At 62.3% G+C, this 25242-nt stretch carries 23 protein-coding genes; 14 read left to right on the top strand and 9 right to left on the bottom strand.

Translation table 11 applies throughout. From position 1 onward, the window contains the following. Position 1: 1 nt before the first annotated feature. The 3 genes from FW789_RS23220 to FW789_RS23210 form a co-directional block, all read right to left on the bottom strand. Positions 2-1126, bottom strand: coding sequence for an ABC transporter ATP-binding protein (locus tag FW789_RS23220; protein WP_101322379.1), 1125 nt, complete (start codon positions 1124-1126; stop codon positions 2-4). Positions 1127-1408: 282 nt separating this feature from the next. Further along, a complete protein-coding gene (locus tag FW789_RS23215; protein WP_103435186.1) occupies positions 1409-2038 on the bottom strand; it encodes a response regulator in 630 nt (209 codons plus the stop codon). A gap of 9 nt (positions 2039-2047) precedes the next feature. Continuing rightward, a complete protein-coding gene (locus tag FW789_RS23210; RefSeq protein WP_446432106.1) occupies positions 2048-4435 on the bottom strand; it encodes a PAS domain-containing sensor histidine kinase in 2388 nt (795 codons plus the stop codon). Positions 4436-4530: 95 nt separating this feature from the next. Here FW789_RS23210 and FW789_RS23205 point away from each other — a divergent pair, with 95 nt between their 5' ends. Then, the gene (locus tag FW789_RS23205; RefSeq protein WP_446432105.1) at positions 4531-5526 is read left to right on the top strand and encodes an alpha/beta hydrolase family protein; all 996 of its coding nucleotides are present in this window, start codon (positions 4531-4533) and stop codon (positions 5524-5526) included. Between the two features lie 13 nt (positions 5527-5539). Here FW789_RS23205 and FW789_RS23200 read toward each other — a convergent pair whose 3' ends face one another. The 3 genes from FW789_RS23200 to FW789_RS23190 are packed head-to-tail and all read right to left on the bottom strand — an operon-like array spanning position 5540 to position 7987. Further along, complete coding sequence (locus FW789_RS23200; RefSeq protein ID WP_103435189.1) at positions 5540-6304, bottom strand: TerB family tellurite resistance protein; 765 nt, start codon at positions 6302-6304, stop codon at positions 5540-5542. A gap of 1 nt (position 6305) precedes the next feature. Beyond that, a complete protein-coding gene (murU, locus tag FW789_RS23195; RefSeq protein WP_103435190.1) occupies positions 6306-6977 on the bottom strand; it encodes an N-acetylmuramate alpha-1-phosphate uridylyltransferase MurU in 672 nt (223 codons plus the stop codon). Continuing rightward, the gene (locus tag FW789_RS23190; RefSeq protein ID WP_446432104.1) at positions 6974-7987 is read right to left on the bottom strand and encodes an aminoglycoside phosphotransferase family protein; all 1014 of its coding nucleotides are present in this window, start codon (positions 7985-7987) and stop codon (positions 6974-6976) included. Before FW789_RS23190 ends, murU begins: the two co-directional genes overlap by 4 nt. Before the next feature lie 130 nt (positions 7988-8117). Here FW789_RS23190 and FW789_RS23185 point away from each other — a divergent pair, with 130 nt between their 5' ends. The 11 genes from FW789_RS23185 (at position 8118) to FW789_RS23135 (ending at position 22135) form a co-directional block, all read left to right on the top strand. Beyond that, the gene (locus FW789_RS23185; protein ID WP_446432103.1) at positions 8118-10952 is read left to right on the top strand and encodes an LPS-assembly protein LptD; all 2835 of its coding nucleotides are present in this window, start codon (positions 8118-8120) and stop codon (positions 10950-10952) included. Then, entirely contained in the window at positions 10933-12252 is a 1320-nt protein-coding gene (surA, locus tag FW789_RS23180; protein ID WP_103435193.1) for a peptidylprolyl isomerase SurA, read from the top strand. Before FW789_RS23185 ends, surA begins: the two co-directional genes overlap by 20 nt. Beyond that, on the top strand, positions 12249-13238 hold the full coding sequence (pdxA, locus tag FW789_RS23175; RefSeq protein WP_446432102.1) for a 4-hydroxythreonine-4-phosphate dehydrogenase PdxA: 990 nt from the start codon (positions 12249-12251) through the stop codon (positions 13236-13238). The genes surA and pdxA overlap by 4 nt, the downstream gene beginning before the upstream one ends. Further along, a complete protein-coding gene (gene rsmA, locus FW789_RS23170; protein WP_101322389.1) occupies positions 13235-14038 on the top strand; it encodes a 16S rRNA (adenine(1518)-N(6)/adenine(1519)-N(6))-dimethyltransferase RsmA in 804 nt (267 codons plus the stop codon). Before pdxA ends, rsmA begins: the two co-directional genes overlap by 4 nt. 152 nt (positions 14039-14190) lie before the next feature. Next, entirely contained in the window at positions 14191-14571 is a 381-nt protein-coding gene (gene apaG, locus FW789_RS23165; RefSeq protein ID WP_103435194.1) for a Co2+/Mg2+ efflux protein ApaG, read from the top strand. Continuing rightward, positions 14571-15452, top strand: a complete 882-nt coding sequence (locus tag FW789_RS23160; RefSeq protein ID WP_446432101.1) for a symmetrical bis(5'-nucleosyl)-tetraphosphatase — start codon at positions 14571-14573, stop codon at positions 15450-15452. The genes apaG and FW789_RS23160 overlap by 1 nt, the downstream gene beginning before the upstream one ends. Next, complete coding sequence (glpE, locus tag FW789_RS23155; RefSeq protein ID WP_101322392.1) at positions 15449-15778, top strand: thiosulfate sulfurtransferase GlpE; 330 nt, start codon at positions 15449-15451, stop codon at positions 15776-15778. Before FW789_RS23160 ends, glpE begins: the two co-directional genes overlap by 4 nt. 279 nt (positions 15779-16057) lie before the next feature. Continuing rightward, a complete protein-coding gene (locus FW789_RS23150) occupies positions 16058-17980 on the top strand; it encodes a PrkA family serine protein kinase (protein ID WP_103435196.1) in 1923 nt (640 codons plus the stop codon). A gap of 129 nt (positions 17981-18109) precedes the next feature. After that, positions 18110-19384 carry a YeaH/YhbH family protein gene (locus tag FW789_RS23145; RefSeq protein ID WP_101322394.1) on the top strand — a complete coding sequence of 425 codons (1275 nt, stop codon included), beginning with the start codon at positions 18110-18112 and terminating at the stop codon, positions 19382-19384. After that, complete coding sequence (locus FW789_RS23140) at positions 19381-20949, top strand: SpoVR family protein (protein ID WP_101322395.1); 1569 nt, start codon at positions 19381-19383, stop codon at positions 20947-20949. Before FW789_RS23145 ends, FW789_RS23140 begins: the two co-directional genes overlap by 4 nt. 58 nt (positions 20950-21007) lie before the next feature. Continuing rightward, a complete protein-coding gene (locus tag FW789_RS23135) occupies positions 21008-22135 on the top strand; it encodes a multifunctional CCA addition/repair protein (RefSeq protein ID WP_446432100.1) in 1128 nt (375 codons plus the stop codon). A gap of 19 nt (positions 22136-22154) precedes the next feature. On the opposite strand, the gene folK is transcribed toward FW789_RS23135, so the two are convergent. Both folK and folB read right to left on the bottom strand, forming a co-directional pair. Continuing rightward, on the bottom strand, positions 22155-22664 hold the full coding sequence (gene folK / locus FW789_RS23130) for a 2-amino-4-hydroxy-6-hydroxymethyldihydropteridine diphosphokinase (protein ID WP_186700414.1): 510 nt from the start codon (positions 22662-22664) through the stop codon (positions 22155-22157). Continuing rightward, on the bottom strand, positions 22655-23011 hold the full coding sequence (folB, locus tag FW789_RS23125) for a dihydroneopterin aldolase (protein WP_101322398.1): 357 nt from the start codon (positions 23009-23011) through the stop codon (positions 22655-22657). Before folB ends, folK begins: the two co-directional genes overlap by 10 nt. Positions 23012-23085: 74 nt before the next feature. On the opposite strand from folB, the gene plsY reads away from it, so the two are divergent. Continuing rightward, a complete protein-coding gene (plsY, locus tag FW789_RS23120) occupies positions 23086-23655 on the top strand; it encodes a glycerol-3-phosphate 1-O-acyltransferase PlsY (protein WP_446432099.1) in 570 nt (189 codons plus the stop codon). A 27-nt stretch (positions 23656-23682) separates the two neighbouring features. On the opposite strand, the gene tsaD is transcribed toward plsY, so the two are convergent. Beyond that, complete coding sequence (tsaD, locus tag FW789_RS23115; RefSeq protein WP_186700416.1) at positions 23683-24708, bottom strand: tRNA (adenosine(37)-N6)-threonylcarbamoyltransferase complex transferase subunit TsaD; 1026 nt, start codon at positions 24706-24708, stop codon at positions 23683-23685. Between the two features lie 205 nt (positions 24709-24913). On the opposite strand from tsaD, the gene rpsU reads away from it, so the two are divergent. Next, positions 24914-25129: a 30S ribosomal protein S21 gene (rpsU, locus tag FW789_RS23110; RefSeq protein WP_002551877.1), complete on the top strand. Its 216-nt coding sequence runs from the start codon at positions 24914-24916 to the stop codon at positions 25127-25129. The last annotated feature ends 113 nt before the right edge of the window (positions 25130-25242 follow it).

Here is a 25242-nt window from a genome sequence, read left to right as displayed (position 1 = left end):
TTCAATGGGCTTCGGCAATCGGATCGAGCGCGCGGGCGTGTTCGACTTCCCAGCCCAGCGGTACCACATCGCCCACGGCCAGGGCCGGGTCGAGTTCGGCAATCGGCTGCTTCACGAAGAAGTCGCCCTTGCCGCAGACTTCCAGACGCACCCGTACGTGGTCGCCCAGATAGATGAACTCGGCCACGCGGCCGGAGAATCGGTTGGCGCAGTGCTCGCTGTGGCCATTGAGGCGGACCCTCTCGGGGCGGATCGACAAGGTCACCGGATCGCCCGCCTGGCCCACATTCACCGCCAACGCCTCGACCTTCTCGCCCCGCGCCAGTTGCACCTGGCAGCGCTCGCCATTGCGCGCCAGCAAGGTGCCGCTGAGGCGGTTGTTTTCACCGATGAAGTTGGCGACGAAGGTATTGCGCGGCTCTTCATAGAGGGTGCGCGGGTCGGCGATCTGCTGAATTTCGCCCTGATGGAACACTGCCACCCGGTCAGACATGGTTAGTGCTTCGCTCTGGTCGTGGGTGACGTAGACCACGGTCACACCCAGGCGCTGGTGAATGTGCTTGATCTCCATCTGCATGTGCTCACGCAATTGCTTGTCCAGCGCCCCGAGCGGTTCGTCCATCAGCACCAGCTGCGGCTCGAAAACCAGAGCACGAGCCAATGCCACCCGCTGCTGCTGGCCGCCGGAGAGCTGACCGGGGTAGCGCTGGGCGAAGGCGTCGAGCTGGACCATGCCGAGCACGCGCTTGACCCGCTCGCTGATGTCGGTCTTGCTCAGGTTGCGTACGCTCAGGGGGAAGGCAAGGTTCTCGGCGACGGTCATATGCGGGAACAATGCGTAGTTCTGGAACACCATGCCGATATCGCGCTTATGCGGTGGCACGTTGTTGATCGAGCGCCCACCGAGGAGGATTTCGCCGGCGGTGGGGGTTTCAAAACCGGCCAGCATCATCAGGCTGGTGGTCTTGCCCGAGCCGGACGGGCCGAGCAAGGTCAGGAACTCGCCCTTGCGGATGTCCAGATTGAGGTCTTTGACGATCAACGACTCGCCGTCGTAGCTCTTCTGCACACCACGGAAACTGACCAGCGTGTCGCCGCTGGCAGTGTTCGAATTCGCCTCGCTCATGCCTGCACCTTTTTGTTGGATGACTGCGTGAGAGAAGCTTAGACAAGGCGCAATTGCCGGCAAATCGGGGCCGCTGAGAGAATGCCATCATCCCCTTGGAAGATTGCCTGTAGGGATCGCCCTACACGGATGGCGTTATTAGATAGGCATTTCGGTAGCTGTGCGACTGCGCCAGGGAGGTCGTGAGTAGCAGGCAGCCGCGTCCTTGAGCGCGGCACGTGCCGCATGCGCTGCTCGCAGTGTCAGGTGCGCGGGTGACTGCCGACGTCGTCGGCAGAACAGTTACACCAGCTTGTGCTCCATGGCGTACTTCACCAGCTCGGCCAAGGAGTTGACCTTGAGCTTCTGCATCAGCCGCGCTTTGTGGGTGCTGATGGTCTTGCTCGACAGCGCCAGCTGCAGCGCGATGTCATTGACGTTGGCGCCCTGGGCAAGGCGCTCGAACACCGAAAACTCGCGCTCCGACAGCAGCGTATGCAGCGGCCGGGTGTCGGTCAGGCCGACCTCGAACACCATCCGGTCAGCCAGCGCCGGGTCGATGTAGCGCCCTCCTCCCGCCACTCTGCGGATGGCCGTCAACAACAGCGCCGGGTCGCTGTCCTTGGTCGCGTAGCCGGCGGCGCCGGCCTTCAACGCCCGCGCAGCCATTTGCGCCTCGTCATGCATCGACAGCATGAGAATTGCCGGCGGGTTGTTCAGTGCGCGGATGCGCGGGATCGCCTCTAGGCCATTGACCCCCGGCATGGAAATATCCAGCAAAACCACTTCGCACGGGGTGTGGCGCAACGCATCCAGCAACTGCTCGCCATTGCCCGCCTCGGCCACCACCTGCATGTCCTTGGCCAGACCGATCAGTTGCTTGATGCCCTCGCGGACAATAGTGTGGTCTTCTGCCACCAGCACTCGAATCACGCTTGTCTCCTAATCCAGAGGGATACTGACGCTCAGGCTGCTGCCCTCGCCGGGTTCACTGTCCAGGGTCATGCTGCCACCCAGCATCAATACCCGCTCACGCATACCGACCAGGCCAAACGAGGTCGGCCTGGGTTGATCTGGGCAAAAACCGACACCGTCATCGATCACACTCAGGCGCAGGGTGCTGCCAGTGCGCAGCAGCTCGATCTGCACGGTGTGCGCCTGGGCATGGCGCATCACGTTGGTCAGCGCCTCCTGCAGTATCCGAAACAGCCCGGTGGCCTTGGCATCACTCAATGCTGGCAGATTATCCGGCACCTGCACCAGACACGGTATCTGCGTGCGCGCTTCGAAGCGGCGCGCCTGCCATTCAATGGCCGAGGCGATGCCGGCATCAAGGATCGGCGGGCGCAGGGCAGTGGCGACATCACGCACCAGCTGGAACAACTGCGCAATCAAGCGCTTCATGCTCGCCAGGCGCTCGTGCAGGCCGGGGTCGAGCTCGGCATAGGCCAGCTCGCACATCGACACTTCGAGCTTGAGCACGGTCAGCATCTGCCCCAGTTCATCATGCACTTCGCGGGCGATGCGGGCCTTTTCTTCTTCGCGCACGCTCTCAAGGTGAGCAGACAACTCGCGCAACTGCCCCTCGGAACGGGCCAGGGCCAGCTCGGCGCGTTTGCTCTGGCTGATGTCCCAGACCACCCCATCCCAGACCACGCGACCGTCGGCCAGGCGCCGGGTACTGGCCTTGATGTCAGCCCAGCGCTGCTCGCCCTGGCGGGTGACGATGCGCCCCTGCCACGACCAGTCCTGATTGTTGGCCAGGGCCAGATCCTGGACCCGGTGATAATCACTGCGATCATCCGGATGGACCAGGTTGCGCAAGCCCATCTGCGGATGCTGGATGGCTGCCGGAGTGTAGCCAACCAGGGCTTCGCTACCCTCGCTGATATAGGGGAATTCCAGCTCGCCGGCAGCAGGGTTGCGTTCGAGCCGAAACACCAGCCCCGGTACGTTGCCGGCAATGCCCTTGAGCTGCGCTTCGCTTTCGCGCAGGGCCGCCACGGTGCGCCGGCGCTCGGTGACGTCGGTGAGAAACATCACCAGGTATTCAGCATCGCGAAAGCGCAAAAAACTCAGCGACAGATCGACCGGCAACACGCTGCCATCGGCACACCGGCACTGACTCTCGAATTGCTCGGCGCCACCGTTGCCAGCCCGCACCCGGCGCCACAGCTCCAGCCAACGGTCCATGTCCAGGTTGGGCTCGAAGTCACGCAGCGGCCGGTCCAGCAGTTGCCCTTCGGCGTAGCCAAGCATGCCCTCGGCCGCGTGGTTGGCGTAGCGCACATGGCTGTCCCAGTTGATCCAGAGGATACCGACGGTGCTGTGGTCGATGGAAAACTGGCTCAGGCGCAGTGCCTGTTCGCGGCCGTGGCGCTCGGCCAACGCTTCGCGCGCCTGCAACAAGCTGCGTTCCAGCTGGCGCTGCTCACGGCGCTGCCACAACAAGGTGGCGATGGCACACAGCAACAGCAGCCCAAACAACAGCGCCAGGTTCTGCCAGAAACCCGCGCTCTCGCTCAGGCGCGGGTACTTGGGCTGCAGCCAGCGCTGGTGCAATTGCTCCAGCTGCTTGGCCGGCATCGCCTGCAGCCCGCGTTCGAGCACATCGGCCAACAGCGGCCAGTCACGCCGCGAACCGATCCGCAGCAGTTGCGGCAAGCCGATGTCACCGACCACGACGAGATCGCTGAACTCGCTTTCGCGCGACAGGCGGCTGAGCTGCGCTTCGTCGACCACAGCAAAGCTCGCCTGCGCCCCGAGCAGGGCTTGCAACGCCTGCCGCTCGTTGGGCACGCCTTGCAGGTTGAGGTGGGTGTAGTTACTGCGCAGGTAATCGGCCAGCGGGCTAGGCGTGCGCACCACTACCCGTTCGCTGGGCTCAAGCTTTTCCAGTTCGACCGCCACCGCGCCGCTGCGCGGCCCGACCACCAGCTGCGGCACGCGCATGTACGGATCGCTGAACAGCCACAGGCGCAGGCTGGCCGGGGTCTGCGTGAGGCCTGGGGCGAAGTCGATCTCACCAGCCTTGAGGGCGTGCTCAAGCGCTGCCTGGTCAGCGAAATTGCGCCAGGTCAGGTCGAGGCCGAGCGCCTGCGCCAGCCAGCTGACCAGTTCGACGTTGGCCCCATACAGCTGCTGCAGGCGCCGGTCGAACTGCGCATAAGGCGCCTGCAGCACCAGGCCCACGCGCAGGCTGCGGTGCTCCTCCAGCCATTGTTGCTGAACCGACTCCAGCGCCACCGTCGGCACCGCAGCGGGCCGTGCCAGGGCGATCAAGGGCAGGCACAGGCAGCCGATAACCAACAGGCGACGCATTCGCTTCATCTATACGCTCGACTTGGCAAGCGCGACCACCAGCCGTGGCCGTCGCGGACAAATACTATTAGGCTGCCGGTATCATTCTGGCTTTGGGTTGATTCATGTTGACACTTTATCGCACGCAGCTGGCAATGATCTGCCTCAGCTCACTCCTGCCGCTGGCAGCCCAGGCGACCGCTGCCGAACCTGCCGCTCCGGCCGATGCAGCCGCCGCGCCGATTGTGCGCCCGGTGTTGCTCGAACGCAGCCAGGAAGACGCGCAAGCACTCGAACGGCGCGTGCCCAAGGCCGAGCAGCAGATGCTGCAGGCGGGCAGCGACAGCTTTCTGGCCCTGTGGAAGCCGGCCAACGACAGCAATCCGCAAGGCGCGCTGATCATCCTCCCCGGCGCCGGCGAGAACGCTGACTGGCCCAGTACGGTCGGCCCGCTGCGCAGCAAATTCCCCGATGCTGGCTGGCACAGCCTGAGCATCAGCTTGCCTGACCTGCTTGCCGACAGCCCGCAGGCGCGGGTCGAGGCAACACCAGCGGCGCCCGCCGAGAAAGCCAACGGCGAGGTTGCTGCAGTGCAGGACACCCCGGTCGATGCCAACGCCAACGTCGCCCAGGCCACCGCAGCCGACCCCGATACCGCGCAGAGCACCGATGCGGTCGACGCCAGCGAACAGAACGATCAGGCCGACGCCGAGCGTATCTTCGCCCGCCTGGACGCCGCCGTGGCCTACGCCCACAGCCAGAAAGCGCGCAGCATCGTCCTGCTCGGCAACGGCAGTGGCGCCTACTGGGCAGCGCGTTACCTCAGCGAAAAGCAGCCGCCGCAGGTGCAGAAACTAGTGATGGTGGCGGCGCAGACGCCGGCGCGGGTCGAGCATGATCTGCTCAGCCTGACGCCCACGCTGAAGGTGCCGGTTGCCGACCTGTATTTTGCCACCCGCAGCGCAGACCAGCGCGCCGCGCAGTTGCGCCTGCAGGCCAGCAAGCGTCAGCCAGGCAGCCAGTATCGGCAGCTGTCGCTGATCGCCATGCCCGGCAACAAGGCAGCAGAGCAGGAGCAACTGTTCCGCCGCGTACGCGGCTGGCTCAGTCCGCAGGAATAAACCCTGGCCGTCGCTACAAACCGCGGCGCTTGCGCACCAGTGCGTAGGCCTGGTGCAGCTCGCGGGTGGTCTCGGTTGCCTGGCGCACCTGCGCCTCGCTGGCGCCGTTGCCAACCAGTTTGTCCGGGTGATGGCGGCTGAGCAGGCGCCGGTAGGCCTGCTTGACCTGATCGGCCTCGGTATCGGCGGCTACGCCGAGCAAACGCAGCGCGCCTGCGTAGGTCAGCGTGCTGCCCTCAACCCCGGTTTTACGCGGCTCGTACTCAAGCGAAAGCGCCTGCGCCTCGCGCCGGCTCAGGCCCAGCTGTTGCCCCCAGGCCAGCACCAGATCACGCTCATTGACGCCGGCCCGGCCATCGGCCCAGACCATCCGCCAACAGGCGCGCAAGGTGCCTTCGGCAGCGTGCGGCTGTTGCTTGATGCGTTGCAGGTGATGGCTGAAGCGGTCCTTGCCAGCCTTGCCGCGATTGAACGCGGCAATCGCCCGCAACCGCGCCGGCTCGGCCAGCGCCAAGCGGGCCATCTCCTGACGCGCCTGCTGAATATGCCCAGGCGCCACCCGGCCGTCGCTTTTGGCCAAACGCCCAAGCAATACAAACAACAGCTCATCATCACGCAACGGCGGGCGCCCGCTCAGGCGCTCGCGACAGTCCGCCCAACTCTGCAGGCGCAAACGCCGGTCCATGGCCTGACCCAGCAAGGCTCCCAGTAGTGCACCAGGAATACTGGCCACTGCAAAGCCTGCCCCGGCACCAATCACTGTGCTCGGCCACCACATGTCAGGCGCGCTCGCCGATCAGGCGCTCGACTTCGGCGAGCCGCTCGAGCGTACCGACATCGACCCAATGGCCCTGATGGTGCTCGCCGCTGACCTGGCCCTGCGCCATCGCCGCACGCAGCAGCGGCGCAAGCTTGAACGCGCCCGCCTGGCAACCTGTGAACAACGCTGGGTCCAGTACTGACACCCCACTGAAAGTCAGCGTGCCTGGAGTATCGTCGCCATCGATCACCCGCTCACCTTGCAGGCGGAAATCGCCACGGCCGTGGTGCCCGGGGTTATCCACCAGCACCAGATGGGCCAACGCCTTGCTCGGCGCGCGCAAACGGCTAAAGTCGAAATCGGTCCAGACATCGCCGTTAACCAGAATGAACGGCGCATCACCGAGCAGCGGCAGCGCCTTGAAGATACCGCCGCCGGTTTCCAATGGCTCGCCCTCGGCCGAGTAGCGAATGCTCAGGCCGAACTGGCTGCCATCGCCGAGGTGGTCTTCGATCTGCTGGCCGAGCCAGGCATGATTGATTACCACCTCGGTCACACCGGCAGCCGCCAGCGCGCGCAGGTGATACTCAATCAGCGGCTGGCCGGCGACCGGCACCAGCGGTTTCGGGGTGTGCAGGGTCAGCGGGCGCATGCGCTCGCCCTTGCCTGCGGCCAGAATCATCGCCTTCATCGGCCCGCCTGCAGTTGTGCGATCAAGCTGCCCAGTTCTGCCAGCTCCGGCCGGCGCGCGATCACTTCGTCTATATAAACAAAGAAGCGTGGTACGTCGCTGAGGTAGCGCGGCTTGCCGTCGCGGTGGCAGATGCGCGCGAAAATACCGATGACCTTGAGGTGGCGCTGCACGCCCATCAGGTCACTGGCGCGGTGGAACGCCTCGAACTCAGCCTGCACCGGGATGCCGGCAACCCGCGCCTTCTCCCAGTAATCACCCAACCAGCCTTCAACCCGCGCTTGCGGCCAGCTGAGGAAGGCGTCCTTGAACAGGCAGGTGATGTCATAGGTGACCGGGCCATAGACCGCATCCTGAAAATCCAGCACGCCAGGGTTGGGCTCACTGTGCATCAGGTTGCGCGGCATGTAGTCGCGGTGCACCAGCACTTTTGGCTGGGCCAGCGCGCTGTCGATCAACAGCTGGCTGACACGCTGCCAGCTGGCCTGCTGCTCGGCACTCAGGCTGACGCCCAGCTCGCGGCCCACATACCACTCAGGAAACAGCTCAAGCTCACGGCGCAGCAAGGCGTCGTCGTAGCTCGGCAGCGCTGCGTCCAACGGCAGCCGCTGCAAGGCCAGCAGGGCGTCGATGGCGTCGGCGAACAGGCCGTCGGCGTTGTCCGGGTTAATAATGTCCAGGTATGTCTGGTGGCCCAGATCGCCCAGCAGCAGGAAGCCTCGCGCCAGGTCTTGCGCATGAATGGTCGGCACGTGCACGCCGGCACTGGCCAACAAATGATCGATGGCAACGAACGGCGCGCAATTTTCCTGCGGCGGCGGCGCATCCATGACCACGAAACTGCGCTCGCCGGCCTGCCAGCGGAAGTAGCGGCGGAAGCTCGCGTCACTGCTGGCGGCGGTCAGCGTACCTGCTGGCACGTCGCCCCAGCCGTTGCGTTGAAACAGGTTGAGCAGTTGTTCCTGGAGCCAGGCCTGGAGCAGTTCTAGACGAAGATCGTGTTCGGGCATTACAAGGGTCTCCGACGGCCCTAGCCGTCAAGCGGGTCATGCTTTATTATCCAGCATCTTTTTCAGACCATCGAGAGGCGTGCGGCCCCACACGCGGGCAGATGGCACGCAGGAAGCCCGGACTAATAAGATGGCATTGAAATCCCCCACGTTTCGTAGAAAGTTTCCGTTGCTGGTAACAGGCAGTTTGCTGGTACTGCAACCACTGGCCACCTCGTACGTGGTGGCAGCCGAGCAGTTTGACTGCCAAGTGTCCGCCTCCGGTGGTTGGGACTGCAAGCCCAAGACACCAGCCAACAGCCTGCCACCACGCCCTGTGCATGATGGCGCAGCGCTCAGTTCGACCGGCGAAGGTAAGGCTGAACAAGCCACCGTCGACGGCGAACCCGCGCCAATGCTGGTTACCGAGAGCAAGGGCCGCGGCCTGAAAACGCGCAGCGAAGACTACAGTCACCTCGACTGGGTCCCGCGCGACAAGCTCACGGCTGCCCAACTGGCCGAGACCGGTCCGTACTGCGCCGGTGCCTACATCGAGCCGACCCGCCCCGGCATGGATGACACCACGCCCAAGGACGAGTCGCCGACCTACATCAATGCCAAGGTCTCCAAGTACCAGCAGGAGCAGCAGATCGCTACCCTCGCCGGTGACGTGGTCATGCGCCAGGGCAGCATGCAGGTCGAGGCTGATGAAGCCAACCTTTACCAGGCCGAAAACCGTGGCGAGCTCAAGGGCAACGTCAAGATCCGTGACAACGGGGCGCTGGTAGTCGGTGATGCCGGGCAGATCCAGCTCGACACCGGTGAAGCCCAGGTCGACAACGCCGAATACGTGATGCACAAATCGCGCATTCGCGGTAACGCCCTGTACGCCAAACGCGCCGAAAACGCCATCATTCGCCTCAAGGACGGTACCTATACCACCTGTGAGCCGAACAGCAACGCCTGGCAGCTGAAGGGCAACAACATTACCTTGAACCCGGCCACGGGCTTCGGTACTGCGACCAACGTCACCCTGCGGGTCAAGGATTTCCCGGTGTTCTACACACCGTACATCTACTTCCCGATCGATGACCGTCGCCAGTCCGGCTTCCTGCCGCCGTCGTTCAGTTCCAGCAGCGACACCGGCTTCATGCTGGTCACGCCGTACTACTTCAACCTGGCGCCGAACTACGACGCCACGTTGTACCCGCGCTACATGGCCAAACGCGGCATGATGGTCGAAGGCGAATTCCGCTACCTGACCAAGTCCAGCGAAGGTCAGTTCGGCGGCGCCTACCTGAACGACGAAAGCAACGATCGCGAGAAGCAGACCGACTACCAGAAAGATCGCTACATGATCAACTGGCAGCACCGCGGTGGCCTTGATGATCGCCTGATGGCGGAAGTCGATTACACCAAGATCAGCGATCCGTTCTACTACCAAGACTTGGAGTCGGAGCAGATCGGCGTCGAGTCCGGTGATGTGGTCAACCAGCAAGGTGCGCTCACCTACCGTGGCGACAGCTACGTTGCGCGCCTGAATGCACAGGCTTACGAGCTGGCCACCATTTCGCAAATAACGCCGTACGACAAGCTGCCGCAGCTGACCATCAACGGCATGCTGCCGTACCATCCGGGCGGCTTCGATCTGTCTTATGACGCCGAGGCAGTGCGCTTCGATCGTGATTTGAAAGATGATTTCGTGCGTGACAAAGACGGTAACCCAGACACATCGGTCGGCGGTATCGCTGGCCGTCGGCTGGATGAAAACGTTTCAGGTCTGGCTCGCGCCAACGGTACACGCTTGAACTTCGCTCCAGCCATCAGCTTGCCGATTGAAGCGAGCTACGGTTATGTCAAACCGAAGTTGAAGTACGTCTATACCCGTTACGATCTCGATCTGGATGGCAAGGGTAAAAGCGACATTCAAACGGGCCTCGCGAGAGCCGCCGCGAATGGAACTGAGTATATCCGAGGGCAGTATTCGGGCACTCAAGACCGCAACGTACCGGTCTTCAGCGTCGACAGCGGCCTGTACTTCGACCGCAATACCCAGTGGTTCGGCAAGGACTACCGTCAGACTCTCGAGCCGCGCCTCTTCTATCTCTACGTTCCGTATGAAGATCAGAAAGACATTCCGGTGTTCGACTCAGGCGAGAGCTACTTCAATTACTCCTCGCTGTTCCGCGACAACCGCTTCACTGGCTCGGACCGGATTGGCGACGAGAACAAGCTGTCGCTGGGCGTGACCAACCGCTGGATCGAAGACAACGGCTTCGAGCGTCAGCGCGTCAGTGTCGGCCAGGCCCTTTACTTCGCCGACCGCAAGGTGCAGATGCCAGGCATCGACTGGCGCACCCGCCAGGACTCGAAATCGAACGTCTCGCCGTACGCATTCGAATACATGTTCGCCTTCAACCGCGACTGGCGCCTGAATGCCGACTACAACTGGGATCCGGACACCCGCAGCCCACGTTCGGGTAGCGCGATGTTCCACTACCAGCCGGAAGATAATCCGAACAAGATCATCAACGCTGGCTACCGCTACCGCAACGACCTGGTCCGCTACGACTCGCTGACCGGCACTTGGCAGGTAGGCGGCGGCGACTATGGCACCCCAGGGCAGCCGAACTACGTCAAGGACTACTACAAGATCAAGCAGCATGACTTCTCGGTGATCTGGCCGATCGTGCCGCAATGGAACGCCATCGCGCGCTGGCAGCACGACTACAACCAGAACCGTACCCTGGAAGCCATGGGCGGGTTCGAGTACGACAACTGCTGCTGGAAGCTGCGTCTGATCAACCGTTACTGGATCGACTACGACGACTTCAGCCAGGCAATTCCGCAGAACGAAAAAGGCGACCACGGCATCTTCCTGCAAATCGTCCTGAAAGGGCTCGGTGGCGTCGTGGGCAACAAGGTCGAATCTTTCCTCGACCAAGGCATTCAAGGTTATCGTACTCGTGAAGACCAAGCTTATTGATCGTCTGCGCCCGCTGATGCTGGGCGCCGCACTGCTGACCGGCGTGGCGCATGCTGCGCCACAACCGCTGGACAGCGTGGTGGCCATCGTCGACAACGACGTGGTCATGAAGAGCCAACTGGACCAACGTGTACGTGAGGTCGAACAGACCATCGCCAAGCGTGGCGGCGGCATGCCGCCGCCTGGCGCGCTGGACCAACAGGTACTGGAACGCCTGATCGTCGAAAACCTGCAACTGCAGATTGGCGAACGCTCGGGCATCCGCATCACCGACGAAGAGCTGAACCAGGCCATCGGCACCATTGCCCAGCGCAATGGCATGTCGCTGGAGCAGTTCCAGGCCGCGCTGCGTCGTGACGGCTTGTCGTTTGACGATGCTCGCGAGCAGGTCAAACGCGAGATGATCATCAGCCGCGTGCGCCAGCGCCGGGTTGCCGAGCGGATTCAGGTGTCCGAGCAGGAAGTGAAAAACTTCCTCGCCTCCGATCAGGGCAAGATGCAGCTGTCGGAAGAGTTCCACCTCTCCAACATCCTCATCCCGACCCCGGAAGGCGCCAACTCGGCAGCGATCCAGGCGGCCGCTCAGCAAGCCGGCCAGGTCTACCAGCAGCTCAAGCAAGGCGCAGATTTCGCGCAGATGGCCATCGCCCGTTCGGCCAGCGAAAACGCCCTCGAAGGCGGCGACATGGGCTGGCGTAAAGCCGGTCAACTGCCACCTGAGTTCGCCAAGATGCTCAGCGGCCTCAGCAACGGCGAGATCGCCCAGCCGATTCGCATCCCCAACGGCTTCCTCATCCTGAAAATGGAAGAGAAGCGCGGTGGCAGCGAAAACGTCCTGCGTGATGAAGTGCACGTGCGCCATATCCTGATCAAGCCAAGCGAGATCCGCAGCGACGCGGCCACCGAGCAACTGGCCGAGAAGCTCTACGAGCGGATCAAGAACGGTGAAGACTTCGCCACCCTGGCCAAGAGCTTCTCGGAAGACCCGGGCTCGGCACTCAACGGCGGCGACCTCAACTGGGTCGACCCGAACAGCCTGGTGCCTGAGTTCCGCGAAGAAATGGCCCGCGCCCAACAGGGTGAAGTGACCCGTCCGTTCCGTACCCAGTACGGCTGGCATGTGCTTGAAGTCATGGGCCGCCGCGCCACTGACAGCACCGACCAGGCCCGTGAACAGCAAGCCCTGAGCGTGCTGCGCAACCGTAAATACGACGAAGAGCTGCAAACCTGGCTGCGCCAGATCCGCGACGAAGCCTACGTTGAGATCAAGCTGCCTGGCGCCGACCAGGCCGCCCAGTGAAGCCCCTGCGCTTCGCCGTTACTCCCGGCGAGCCGGCCGGCATAGGTCCCGACCTGTGCCTGCTGCTCGCCAGCGAAGCCCAGCCCCACCCCCTGATTGCCATCACCAGCCGTGACCTGCTCGCCGAGCGGGCCACCCAGCTGGGGTTGGCTGTCGACCTGTTGACAGTCGCGCCGGGCAACTGGCCCGAGCAACCAGCACCGGTCGGCAGCCTGTATGTCTGGGATACACCGCTGGCGACAGCGGCTGTGGCCGGCCAGCTCGATCAGGCCAACGCCGCATTTGTGCTGCAGACCCTGACCCGCGCCGGCAACGGCTGCCTTGATGGCAGCTTTGCCGGGATGATCACCGCGCCGGTGCACAAGGGCGTGATCAACGAGAGCGGTATCCCGTTTTCCGGGCATACCGAGTTTCTCGCCGAACTGACCCACACCGCACAAGTGGTGATGATGCTCGCCACCGGCGACCTGCGCGTTGCCCTGGTAACCACCCATCTGCCGCTGCGCGAGATTGCCGACGCAATCACCGCTGAACGCCTCGAGCGGGTTACGCGCATCCTGCATGCCGACCTGCGCGACAAGTTCGGCATCGCCAACCCGCGCATCCTGGTCTGCGGCCTCAACCCGCATGCCGGCGAAGGCGGCCACCTGGGCCGCGAAGAAATCGACATCATCGAGCCTGCACTGCAGCGCCTGCGCAACGAAGGCATGGACCTGCGCGGCCCGCTGCCGGCCGATACCCTGTTTACCCCAAAATATCTGCAGCACTGCGACGCGGTGCTGGCGATGTACCACGACCAAGGCCTGCCTGTACTCAAGTACAAGGGCTTTGGCGCGGCGGTCAACGTCACCCTGGGTTTGCCGATCATCCGCACCTCGGTCGATCACGGCACCGCCCTGGACCTCGCCGGCAGCGGCCAGGTCGACACCGGCAGCCTGCGCGTCGCGCTACACACCGCCTATCAGATGGCCGAGAACCGCAAATGAACGAGCAATACCAACACCGCGCGCGCAAGCGCTTCGGCCAGAACTTCCTGCATGACGCCGGTGTTATCCACCGCATCCTGCGCGCCATCCACGCCAAGCCCGGCGAGCACCTGCTGGAAATCGGACCAGGCCAGGGCGCCCTCACCGAAGGCCTGCTGAGCAGCGGCGCGCAACTGGACGTCGTCGAGCTGGACAAGGACCTGGTGCCGATCCTGCAACACAAGTTCGCCGGCAACGACAATTTCCGTCTACATCAAGGCGATGCGCTGAAGTTCGACTTCAACCAGCTGGGTGTTCCAGCCGGCAGCCTGAAAGTGGTCGGCAACCTGCCGTATAACATCTCTACGCCGCTGATCTTCCACCTGCTCAGCCACGCCGGACTGATCCGCGACATGCACTTCATGCTGCAAAAGGAAGTGGTCGAGCGCATGGCCGCAGGGCCTGGCGGCGGCGATTGGGGCCGGCTGTCGATCATGGTGCAATACCACTGCCGGGTCGAACATCTGTTCAACGTCGGCCCTGGCGCGTTCAACCCGCCGCCGAAGGTCGACTCGGCGATCGTGCGCCTGGTCCCGCATGAAGTCCTGCCGCACCCGGCCAAGGATCACCTGCTGCTCGAGCGCGTCGTGCGCGAAGCCTTCAACCAGCGCCGCAAGACCCTGCGCAACACGCTCAAGGCCTTGCTCAGCAATGAACAGATCGAAGCCGCCGGCGTCGATGGCAGCCTGCGCCCCGAGCAGCTCGACCTGGCTGCGTTCGTGCGTCTGGCCGACAAGCTGGCCGAACAGAGCGCCGCGTAACAACGGTACCGGCCTGGCCTGGGTGTAGCCATTTGCGCCCAGGCCGCTACACCCGCTGAAGCACCTCCGCTGCGACACGACTGGCCTCCCGCCCCGCCGATAGCCTAGACTGCATGCATTGCCGTAATCGCGTGTTTGCTCAAGGCCATTGCATGTCCGACCCTCGATACCTGATCGACGTTAACGTCGTCACCCGCTACCTCAAAGAACAGTCCGACCCCGACAACGAGCGCTTTGCGTTCGCCTACACCATTACCGTGCAGAACAGCGGCACGGTCGCAGCCAAGCTGATGTCACGGCACTGGCTGATCACCAATGGCAACGGCGAAGTCGAAGAAGTGCGCGGGGCCGGTGTGGTGGGCCAGCAACCGCTGATCGCGCCTGGGCAGAGCCACACCTACAGCAGCGGTGCGGTGATCAGCACCCGCGTCGGTGCCATGCAGGGCAGCTACCAGATGTTCGCCGAAGACGGTAAGCGCTTCGATGCCGCCATTGCCCCCTTCCGCCTGGCTGTACCTGGGTCGCTGCACTGATGGCTGTGTACGCCGTCGGTGATCTGCAAGGCTGCCTGCAGCCGCTCAAGTGCCTGCTCGAACGTGTGCGCTTCAATCCAGCTGTCGACCGCCTGTGGCTGGTCGGTGACCTGGTCAACCGCGGCCCCGAATCGCTGGAAACACTGCGTTACCTGTACGCCATGCGCGATTCGCTGGTGTGCGTGCTGGGTAACCATGACCTGCACCTGCTGGCGGCCTGGCACAACGTCGAGCGCCTGAAAAAAAGCGACACCCTGCGCGAGATTCTCGAGGCGCCAGATGCCGATCAGTTGCTCGACTGGCTGCGCCGGCAAAAACTGCTGCATTACGACGAGCAGCGCGGCGTTGCCCTGGTGCATGCCGGTATCCCACCTCAATGGACCCTGGGCAAAGCCCTTGAACTGGCTGCCGAGGTAGAGCAGATACTGCGCGACGACACCCGACTCAAACTCTATCTGGACGGCATGTACGGCAACGAGCCGAACAAGTGGAGCAAGGACCTCAGCGGGGTCGATCGCCTGCGCGTGATCACCAACTACTTCACCCGCATGCGCTTCTGCACCGCCGCAGGCAAACTAGACCTGAAAAGCAAAGAAGGCCTGGACACTGCACCCAAGGGCTACAAGCCCTGGTTCGCGCACAAAGACCGCCGCTCCCGGCATGTGCAGATCATCTTCGGCCACTGGGCCGCCCTCGAAGGGCAAGCCGACGCCCCTGGCGTAGTAGCGCTGGACACCGGCTGCGTGTGGGGCGGCGCGATGACCCTGTACAACGTCGACAGTGGCGAAATGCACCGCTGTGACTGCGCCGACGACGGGACCCCGCGCCCGCCGGTCAGTCAGCTAAACTCAACGATCAGCCCAGAAGGAACCTCGCCATGAGCGAATTCAAGCGCATCCCTCCCGAGCAGGCCCAGGCCCTGCGCGAGCAAGGTGCAGTCGTGGTCGACATCCGTGACCCGCAAGCCTACGCCGCTGGCCACATCGATGGCGCTCAGCACCTGGACAACCACTCGATCAGCGACTTCATTCGCGCCGCCGATCTGGACAAGCCTACCGTGGTGGTCTGCTACCACGGCAACTCCAGCCAGAGCGCTGCCGCGTACCTGATTGGCCAAGGTTTTTCCGACGTCTACAGCCTTGATGGCGGCTTTGAACTGTGGCGCAACACCTACCCCGCCGAGACCGCTACCAGCTCCGCCGAATAAATTTTCACTAGCCTGCAGCCCGCGCCCCGTGCGGGCTGCGCCAGACCTGACGAACGGTCGCGGCAAACTTCTCGGCCTAGCGCCCTTGCCCTTGCGCAGAACCAACTACTCTTAAGCTCAGGCCATCCAAAAAGGGGAGAGCCGGTACACCGGCGTGCGGGTCATCGGTAGCGCTTCAAGGGTGTTCTGGGGGGTACACAGCGGCCGGCGAAATCCGGCAGCTGCCAGCATCAACTGATTGATCCGGCGTCGGCTCCACGTATCGAGCGAGGTGACGTCATGAGTATTTTTAGCCACTTCCAACAACGTTTCGAGTCAACCCGTCAGGAAGAACTGTCGCTGCAGGAATACCTGGAGCTGTGCAAGCAGGACCGCAGCGCGTACGCCTCGGCGGCCGAACGGCTGTTGCTGGCCATCGGTGAACCGGAGGTGATCGATACTTCCACCAACTCACGGCTGTCGCGCATCTTCTCCAACAAGGTGATCCGGCGCTATCCGGCCTTTGCCGACTTCCATGGCATGGAAGAGTGCATCGACCAGATCGTTTCCTACTTCCGCCATGCTGCGCAGGGCCTGGAAGAAAAGAAACAGATCCTTTATTTGCTCGGCCCGGTGGGTGGCGGTAAGTCGTCGCTGGCCGAGAAGCTCAAGCAACTGATCGAAAAAGTACCGTTCTATGCGATCAAGGGCTCGCCGGTCTTCGAGTCGCCGCTGGGTCTGTTCAATGCGACAGAAGACGGCGCCATTCTCGAAGAAGACTTCGGCATCCCACGGCGTTATTTGAACACCATCATGTCGCCCTGGGCGACCAAGCGACTGGCTGAGTTCGGGGGCGACATCAGCCAGTTCAAGGTGGTCAAGCTGTACCCGTCGATCCTCAATCAGATCGCCGTGGCCAAGACCGAACCCGGTGACGAGAACAACCAGGACATCTCGGCACTGGTCGGCAAGGTCGATATCCGCAAGCTCGAAGAGTTCCCGCAGAACGACGCCGACGCCTACAGCTACTCGGGCGCATTGTGCCGGGCCAACCAGGGTCTGATGGAATTCGTCGAGATGTTCAAGGCGCCGATCAAGGTCCTCCACCCATTGCTGACAGCTACTCAGGAAGGTAACTACAACAGTACCGAAGGACTGGGGGCGATCCCCTACTCCGGCATCCTGCTGGCTCACTCCAACGAATCGGAGTGGCACACCTTCCGTAACAACAAGAACAACGAAGCGTTCATCGACCGGATCTACATCGTCAAGGTGCCGTACTGCCTGCGCGTCAGTGACGAGATCAAGATCTACGACAAGCTGCTGTTCAACAGCTCGCTGGCCAAGGCGCATTGCGCGCCCGATACCTTGAAGATGCTGGCCCAGTTCACTGTGCTGTCGCGCCTTAAGGAGCCGGAAAACTCCAACATCTACTCGAAGATGCGCGTCTACGACGGCGAGAACCTCAAGGACACCGATCCGAAAGCCAAGTCGATCCAGGAGTACCGCGATTCGGCCGGTGTCGACGAGGGCATGAACGGTCTGTCGACCCGCTTCGCGTTCAAGATCCTGTCCAAGGTGTTCAACTTCGACGCCCACGAGGTAGCGGCCAACCCGGTGCACCTGCTGTATGTACTGGAGCAGCAGATCGAGCAGGAGCAATTCCCGGCCGAGGTGCGTGAACGCTATCTGCGCTTCCTCAAAGAGTACCTGGCACCGCGCTACATCGAGTTCATCGGCAAGGAAATCCAGACCGCCTACCTCGAGTCCTACAGCGAGTACGGCCAGAACATCTTCGACCGTTATGTGCTGTATGCAGACTTCTGGATTCAGGACCAGGAGTATCGCGACCCGGAAACCGGCGAAATCCTCAACCGGATTGCCCTCAACGAGGAGCTGGAAAAGATCGAGAAACCGGCCGGCATCAGCAATCCGAAGGACTTCCGCAACGAGATCGTCAACTTCGTGTTGCGCGCCCGCGCCAACAACAACGGCAAGAACCCAACCTGGCTCAGCTACGAAAAACTGCGGGTGGTGATCGAGAAAAAAATGTTCTCCAACACCGAGGACCTGCTGCCGGTCATCAGCTTCAACGCCAAGGCCAGCAAAGAGGACCAGCAGAAGCACAACGACTTCGTCACTCGGATGGTGGAGCGTGGCTACACCGACAAGCAGGTGCGCCTGCTTTCGGAATGGTACCTGCGGGTCAGGAAATCGCAGTAAGCGGCTAGCTAGACGGCCCAGACCGCACGCTGTGCAGCGCACCGTTTCGACGCTGCGCCACAGCCTGCGGTACTGGTGGTGGCTGTTTCGTGCAGCTTCAAGCCTGCAGCTGTTGTCAGCGGAGAGACCATGAGCTACGTAATCGACCGACGCCTGAACGGCAAGAACAAGAGCACGGTCAACCGCCAGCGTTTTCTGCGCCGGTATCGTGACCACATCAAGAAGGCCGTCGAAGAGGCGGTGAGTCGTCGCTCCATCATGGACATGGAGCACGGCGAACAAATCAGCATCCCCGGGCGTGATATCGACGAACCGGTGCTTCATCATGGCCGCGGCGGCAAGCAGACCGTGGTCCATCCAGGCAACAAGGAATTCACCGCCGGTGAACACATCGCGCGGCCGCAAGGCGGCGCCGGCGGTGGCGGCGGACGTGGCAAAGCGGGTAATTCCGGCGATGGCATGGACGACTTCGTATTCCAGATCACTCAGGAAGAGTTTCTCGAGTTCATGTTCGAGGATCTCGAGCTGCCCAACCTGGTCAAACGCCAGCTGACCGGCACCGAGACTTACAAGACCGTCCGCGCCGGGATCAGCAACGAAGGCAACCCGGCACGCATCAACATCATCCGCACCCTGCGCTCGGCTCATGCCCGGCGCATCGCCCTGACCGGCAGCAGCCGCGCCCTGTTGCGCGAGGCCAAGGCGGAGCTGGCACGACTGAAAGTCGAAGAGCCGGACAATTTCACCGATATCCAGGCAGTCGAAGCCGAGATCCAGCGTTTGAGCGCGCGGATCAACCGCCTGCCCTTCCTCGACACCTTCGACCTCAAGTACAACCTGCTGGTCAAGCAGCCCAGCCCCAGCTCCAAGGCGGTGATGTTCTGCCTGATGGACGTGTCCGGCTCGATGACCCAGGCCACCAAGGACATCGCCAAACGCTTCTTCATCCTGTTGTATCTGTTCCTCAAGCGGAACTACGACCGCATCGACGTGGTGTTCATCCGTCACCACACCAGTGCCCGCGAAGTCGACGAAGAAGAGTTTTTCTATTCGCGCGAAACCGGCGGCACCATCGTCTCCAGTGCGCTCAAACTGATGCAGGAGATCATGGCCGAACGGTATCCGACCAACGACTGGAATATCTACGCCGCGCAAGCTTCGGACGGGGACAACTGGAACGACGATTCGCCGATCTGCCGCGAGATCCTCTCCAAGCAGATCATGCCGCATGTGCAGTACTACACTTACGTTGAAATTACCCCACGTGAGCACCAGGCGCTGTGGTACGAGTACGAGCGCATCGGCGATTCGTTCCCGGATACCTTTGCCCAGCAGCAGTTGGTCTCGGCCGGTGATATCTATCCGGTCTTCCGTGAACTCTTCCAGCGCAGGTTAGCCACATGACCGCCAGAGCACAGAGACGCCAACCGATTTCCACCGGGTCCGAGTGGACGTTCGACCTGATCCAGACCTACGACCGTGAAATCGGTCGGCTGGCCGAGCGTTACGCGCTGGACACTTACCCCAACCAGATCGAGGTCATCACTGCCGAACAGATGATGGATGCCTATGCCTCGATCGGCATGCCGCTCGGTTACCACCACTGGTCCTACGGCAAGCAGTTCCTCAGCACCGAGAAGTCCTACAGTCGGGGCCAGATGGGCCTCGCTTACGAGATCGTGATCAACTCCGACCCATGCATCGCCTACCTGATGGAAGAAAACACCATGTGCATGCAGGCACTGGTGATTGCTCACGCCTGCTACGGCCACAACAGCTTCTTCAAGGGCAACTACCTGTTCCGCACCTGGACCGATGCCAGCTCGATCATCGATTACCTGGTGTTCGCCAAGCAGTACATCGCCCAGTGTGAAGAGCGCCATGGCATCGACGCGGTGGAAGACCTGATCGACTCCTGTCACGCCTTGATGAACTACGGTGTGGACCGCTACAAACGTCCCTACCCGATTTCCGCCGAGGAAGAGCGCCGCCGGCAAAAGGATCGTGAAGAGCACCTGCAACGCCAGATCAACGACCTGTGGCGGACCATCCCCAAAGGCGCCGACAAGGGCAACGACCGCGACGACGCGCGCTTCCCGGCCGAACCGCAGGAGAACATCCTTTATTTCATCGAGAAACACGCCCCATTGCTCGAGCCTTGGCAGCGTGAAGTGGTGCGCATCGTGCGCAAGATTGCCCAGTACTTCTATCCACAGCGCCAAACCCAGGTGATGAACGAAGGCTGGGCAACCTTCTGGCATTACACCTTGATGAATGACTTGTACGACGAAGGCCTGGTCACCGAAGGCTTCATGATGGAGTTTTTGCAGTCGCACACCAGTGTGGTGTTCCAGCCCGGCTTCGACAGCCCGTATTACAGCGGCATCAACCCCTATGCTCTGGGCTTCGCCATGTACGTCGACATCCGGCGTATGTGTGAACACCCAACCGATGAAGATCGCCGCTGGTTCCCTGAAATTGCCGGCAGCGATTGGTTGTCGACCATCAAGTTCGCCATGAGCAGTTTCAAGGATGAGAGCTTCATCCTGCAGTACCTGTCACCCAAGGTAATCCGCGACCTGAAGCTGTTCAGCATCCTTGACGACGACCAGCGTGATGACCTGCTGGTGCCTGCAATCCACGACGAAGACGGCTACCGCACCATCCGCGAACAACTGGCATCGCAGTACAACCTCGGCAACCGCGAACCGAACGTGCAGATCTGGAGCATCGACCGTCGCGGTGACCGCTCGCTGACCCTGCGCCACCAGCAGCACAACCGCAAACCACTGGGCGACTCCACCGAAGAAGTCCTCAAGCACCTGCACCGTTTGTGGGGCTTCGATATCCATCTGGAGACCGTGCAAGGTGACCAGATCATGAAGACCCATCACATGCCGCCACGCGGTGAGCACGGCGACCCCGGCGACTATGGCCGGATGGACCTGGCGGTGATCCACCACCTCTAGCCCAGCCACCGCCATTGCTGTCGACAGGGTATCCTGTCGCCAGCTATGGAGGTTCTACATGCAGATTTACAAAGTCGGCGGCGCCGTGCGCGACCGCCTGCTGGGCTTGCCGGTAAGCGATGTCGACTGGCTGGTAGTGGGTGCAACTGTCGAGCAGATGCAAGCGCTGGGCTATCGCCCGGTCGGTGCTGATTTCCCGGTCTTCATCCACCCGAAAACCGGCGAGGAGTACGCACTTGCGCGCACCGAACGCAAGAGCGGACGCGGCTATGGCGGCTTTACCTTTCACGCCAGCCCCGACGTTACCCTCGAAGAAGATCTGATCCGCCGCGATCTGACCATCAATGCCATGGCCGAAGACCTGCAGGGCAACCTATACGATCCCTACAACGGCCAGAGTGACCTCGAACAGCGCATCCTGCGCCATCTATCCCCGGCGTTCGCCGAAGATCCCCTGCGCGTGCTGCGGGTTGCGCGGTTCGCTGCGCGCTATGCCGCTTTGGGCTTCACGGTGGCCGCCCAGACGCTTGAGTTGATGCGCCAGATCACCGAGTCCGGTGAACTGCAGGCGCTGACTGCCGAACGCAGCTGGAAGGAGATCGAACGGGCCCTGATGGAAGATCAGCCACAGGTATTCATTGAAGTGCTGCTGGCCTGCGGCGCGCTCAAAGAGCTGCTACCCGAGCTGGATTCGCTGTTTGCCACGCCAGGTAAACGCGGCCAGACCACCTTGGCCGTGTTGGCCCACGCCGCAGCCCATGACCAGCCACTGCACGTACGCTGGGCCTGCCTGACCCATGATCTGGGTGCGGCCATCAAAGCCGTCAACCAACGCTTCAAGGCACCCCGCGAGTGCCAGGAACTCGCCACCCTGGTGGGCGAATGGCAGCATCACTACCAGCAGGCAGCAGCGCTGGATGCCAGCACGTTGCTCGATATTTTGCAGAAGTTCGACATCTATCGCCGTCCGCAGCGCCTGGAAGACTTCATGGCAGTCTGCGAGATGATTGCCCATGGACACTCGTTGCATGACTGCTCGCAGAGTGCCTACCTGCGCGGGGCAGCTGCAGCCGCGAAAGCCGTAGAAGTAAAAGACCTGGTCCAGCAAGGCCTGACCGGGCAAGCGCTGGGCGAGGCGGTCAAAGCCCAGCGATTGTCGGCACTCGAAGCCTATACCCAGCGCTGAATGCCGTTGTGACTGCAGCTCAAGTCCGGGTCAACTGCAAGCCGCGCCATTCGAACGGCACAGGTGCCAATATCTGATCGATGTTGGCGTCCTGCCATAGCTGGGCCATGCGCTTGCCCTCACCGGGATGGACCAGCTGCGGCGCGATCTGCGACAACGGCAGCAGCACAAAGGCGTTTTTCAGAATCTCCGCCCGCGGCAATTCCAGGCCATCAAAGCTACCGTGCAGATCGTCATACATCAGCACATCGATATCCAGCGGCAAGCCCTTGCGCTCAGGCGCGTAGCGGCCGTTTTCCGCCTCGATCAACTTCAGCCGACGGCCCAGCTCGAGCAGCGGCAGGTCGGTTTGCCCGGTCACCACCAGGTTGTAGAACGGACCACTCTTGATCCCCACCGCCTGGCTTTCGAATACTGCCGAGCAACGCATGTCGCCGAGAAAGCTGGCCAGCGCGTCGAGGCCTGCACACAAGTGCCGCTCGCGCTCGACATTGCTGCCCAGCCCCAGATATACCGTGCTCAGAGACATCCGCGCTCGATCTCCACGCCGACACCACCACGGGCCGCCGGCACCGCGCCCGGCTTGGTCAGCTTCAGGCGTATCCAGGGGATATTGAATTCGGCCATCAACAGCGCGACCAGGCGCTCGGCGAAGGTTTCTACCAGTTCGAACCGCGCCTGTTCGGCAAAGGCCTGAATGCGCGCCGTGATGGTGGCGTAGCACAGGGCCAGGTTGAGGTCGTCCGTGGCGGCCGCAGGGCGGTTGTCCCACGCCAGACTCAGGTCCAGGCGCAGGCACTGGCGAATCTCCCGCTCCCAGTCGTAGGCGCCGATTACCGTATCGACTTCCAGGCCTTCGATGAACACTCTGTCCAAGCACTTCTCTCCACAGCACGACAAGGGCGACTGGCGCCGTTAGAATCAAGGCGTCCTCGCCCGGAATAGTTAGCATGTTTTGGTTATTGGCGATGCTCGCCTACCTGCTTGGCTCGCTGTCCTTTGCCATTGTTCTGAGCCGCCTCAGCGGCAACCCCGACCCTCGCTCAAGCGGTTCGGGCAATGCCGGGGCGACCAACATGCTGCGCCTGGCTGGGCGCAAGATGGCGATCCTGACCCTGCTGGGCGACCTGTGCAAGGGCATCGTGCCCGTGCTGCTGGCCGAGCAAGCCGGGCTGGGTCTGCAACAGCAAGCCTGGATCGGCCTGTGCGCGGTCATCGGCCACCTGTTCCCGGTGTACTTTCGCTTCCGTGGCGGCAAGGGCGTAGCCACTGCCGCCGGCGTGCTCCTGGCCCTGTACACTCCAGCTGCCTTGGTGGCTATCACGGCCTGGCTGGTGACCTTCTACCTGACCCGCACCAGCTCGCTCGCCGCATTGATCGCCACTCCGCTGACCCTGCCATTGCTGGCCTGGCGCGAGCCGGCGGCGCTGCTGCCGATGAGTGTGCTGACGCTACTCATCGTCTGGCGCCATCGACGCAACCTGCGCGACCTGTTCGCTGGCCGCGAACGGCATTTCTGACGCCGCCCCAACCCTTTAAAAAACCGATCAGATCGGCGGCAACTGCTCCATCGGCCAGCGCGCCTGCACGCTGATCGCCAGATCCTGCTGCTGCCCGGCCAGCAAACGCTGACAACCGGCATAGGCGATCATCGCGCCGTTGTCGGTGCAAAAGCGCGGACGCGCGTAGTAAACACTGCCCTTGATCGAGGCGAGCATGCCTTCCAGCGATGCGCGCAACGCGGTATTGGCACTGACCCCGCCGGCAATCACCAGGCGCTTGAGGCCGGTCTGCTGCAGGGCGCGCTTGCACTTGATGGTCAGAGTGTCGACTACCGCCTGCTGGAACGCCAGCGACACGTCGCAACGGGTTTGCTCGGTGTCGTCACCGGCATCACGGCACTTGTTCCAGGTGTTCAGCGCTGAGGTCTTGAGGCCACTGAAGCTGAATTCCAGCCCAGGGCGGTCGGTCATCGGCCGTGGGAACGTGAAGCGCCCCGGCACACCCTGCTCGGCCAGGCGGGCGATTTCCGGGCCGCCGGGGTAATTCAGGCCGATCAGCTTGGCAGTCTTGTCGAAGGCCTCGCCGGCGGCGTCGTCCAGGCTCTCGCCGAGCAACTGGTACTGGCCGATACCATCGACCCGAACCAGCTGCGTATGGCCGCCAGACACCAACAAAGCGACGAACGGGAACTGCGGCGGCTGCTCTTCAAGCATCGGCGCGAGCAGGTGGCCTTCCATGTGATGCACGCCGATTGCCGGGATATCCCAGGCAAATGCCATCGACTGAGCGCAGGAGGCGCCCACCAGCAGCGCACCGACCAGGCCCGGGCCTGCGGTGTAGGCGATTGCGTCGATATCGCTGGCCACTGCGCCGGCATCCGCCAGCACTTCGCGGATCAACGGCAGCATGCGCTTGACGTGATCGCGCGAGGCGAGCTCGGGCACAACGCCGCCGTAGGCGCGGTGCAGGTCGATTTGACTGAACAGTGCATCAGCGAGCAAACCGCGTTCACTGTCATATAATGCGACGCCGGTTTCATCGCAGGATGTTTCCAATCCCAGTACTAGCATGGGTCTGTGCCTTGTTTAGGCTGAATTCGAAGGCGCGCATGATAGTCCCCGTGCCGAGTGCCGACCAGCGGTTTTCGATCAGAGGCTTTGCATTCCGGTCAGCTTAGCGTTAACATCCGCAACCCTTGAAAACCGACGTTCTCCAGCGCATCTTTATTTTTGTCAGGAGCACGTCTACCCCGGTAACGAACGAAGGTAGCCCTGGATGCCAGCCGTCAAAGTAAAAGAGAACGAACCCTTCGACGTAGCTCTGCGTCGTTTTAAGCGCTCCTGCGAAAAAGCCGGTGTACTGGCTGAAGTGCGTAGCCGCGAGTTTTACGAAAAGCCAACTTCCGAGCGTAAGCGCAAGGCTGCTGCTGCAGTCAAGCGTCACGCGAAGAAAGTGCAGCGCGAACAGCGCCGCGCCGTTCGCCTGTACTAATACAGACGTTCGTCGCAAAGCTTCTGCCCTGCCCGGCTAACCCCGGGCAGTTGGCAGCAGCAGCTTCAAACCTCAGGCGCGAGCCCGAGGCGCCAGCTACCTAGAGCAGCCGG

Source organism: Pseudomonas sp. 1121_17 (assembly GCF_052850745.1).
The sequence above is the reverse complement of the archived record's forward strand: the minus strand, read 5'-3'. Positions and strand labels throughout refer to the sequence as shown.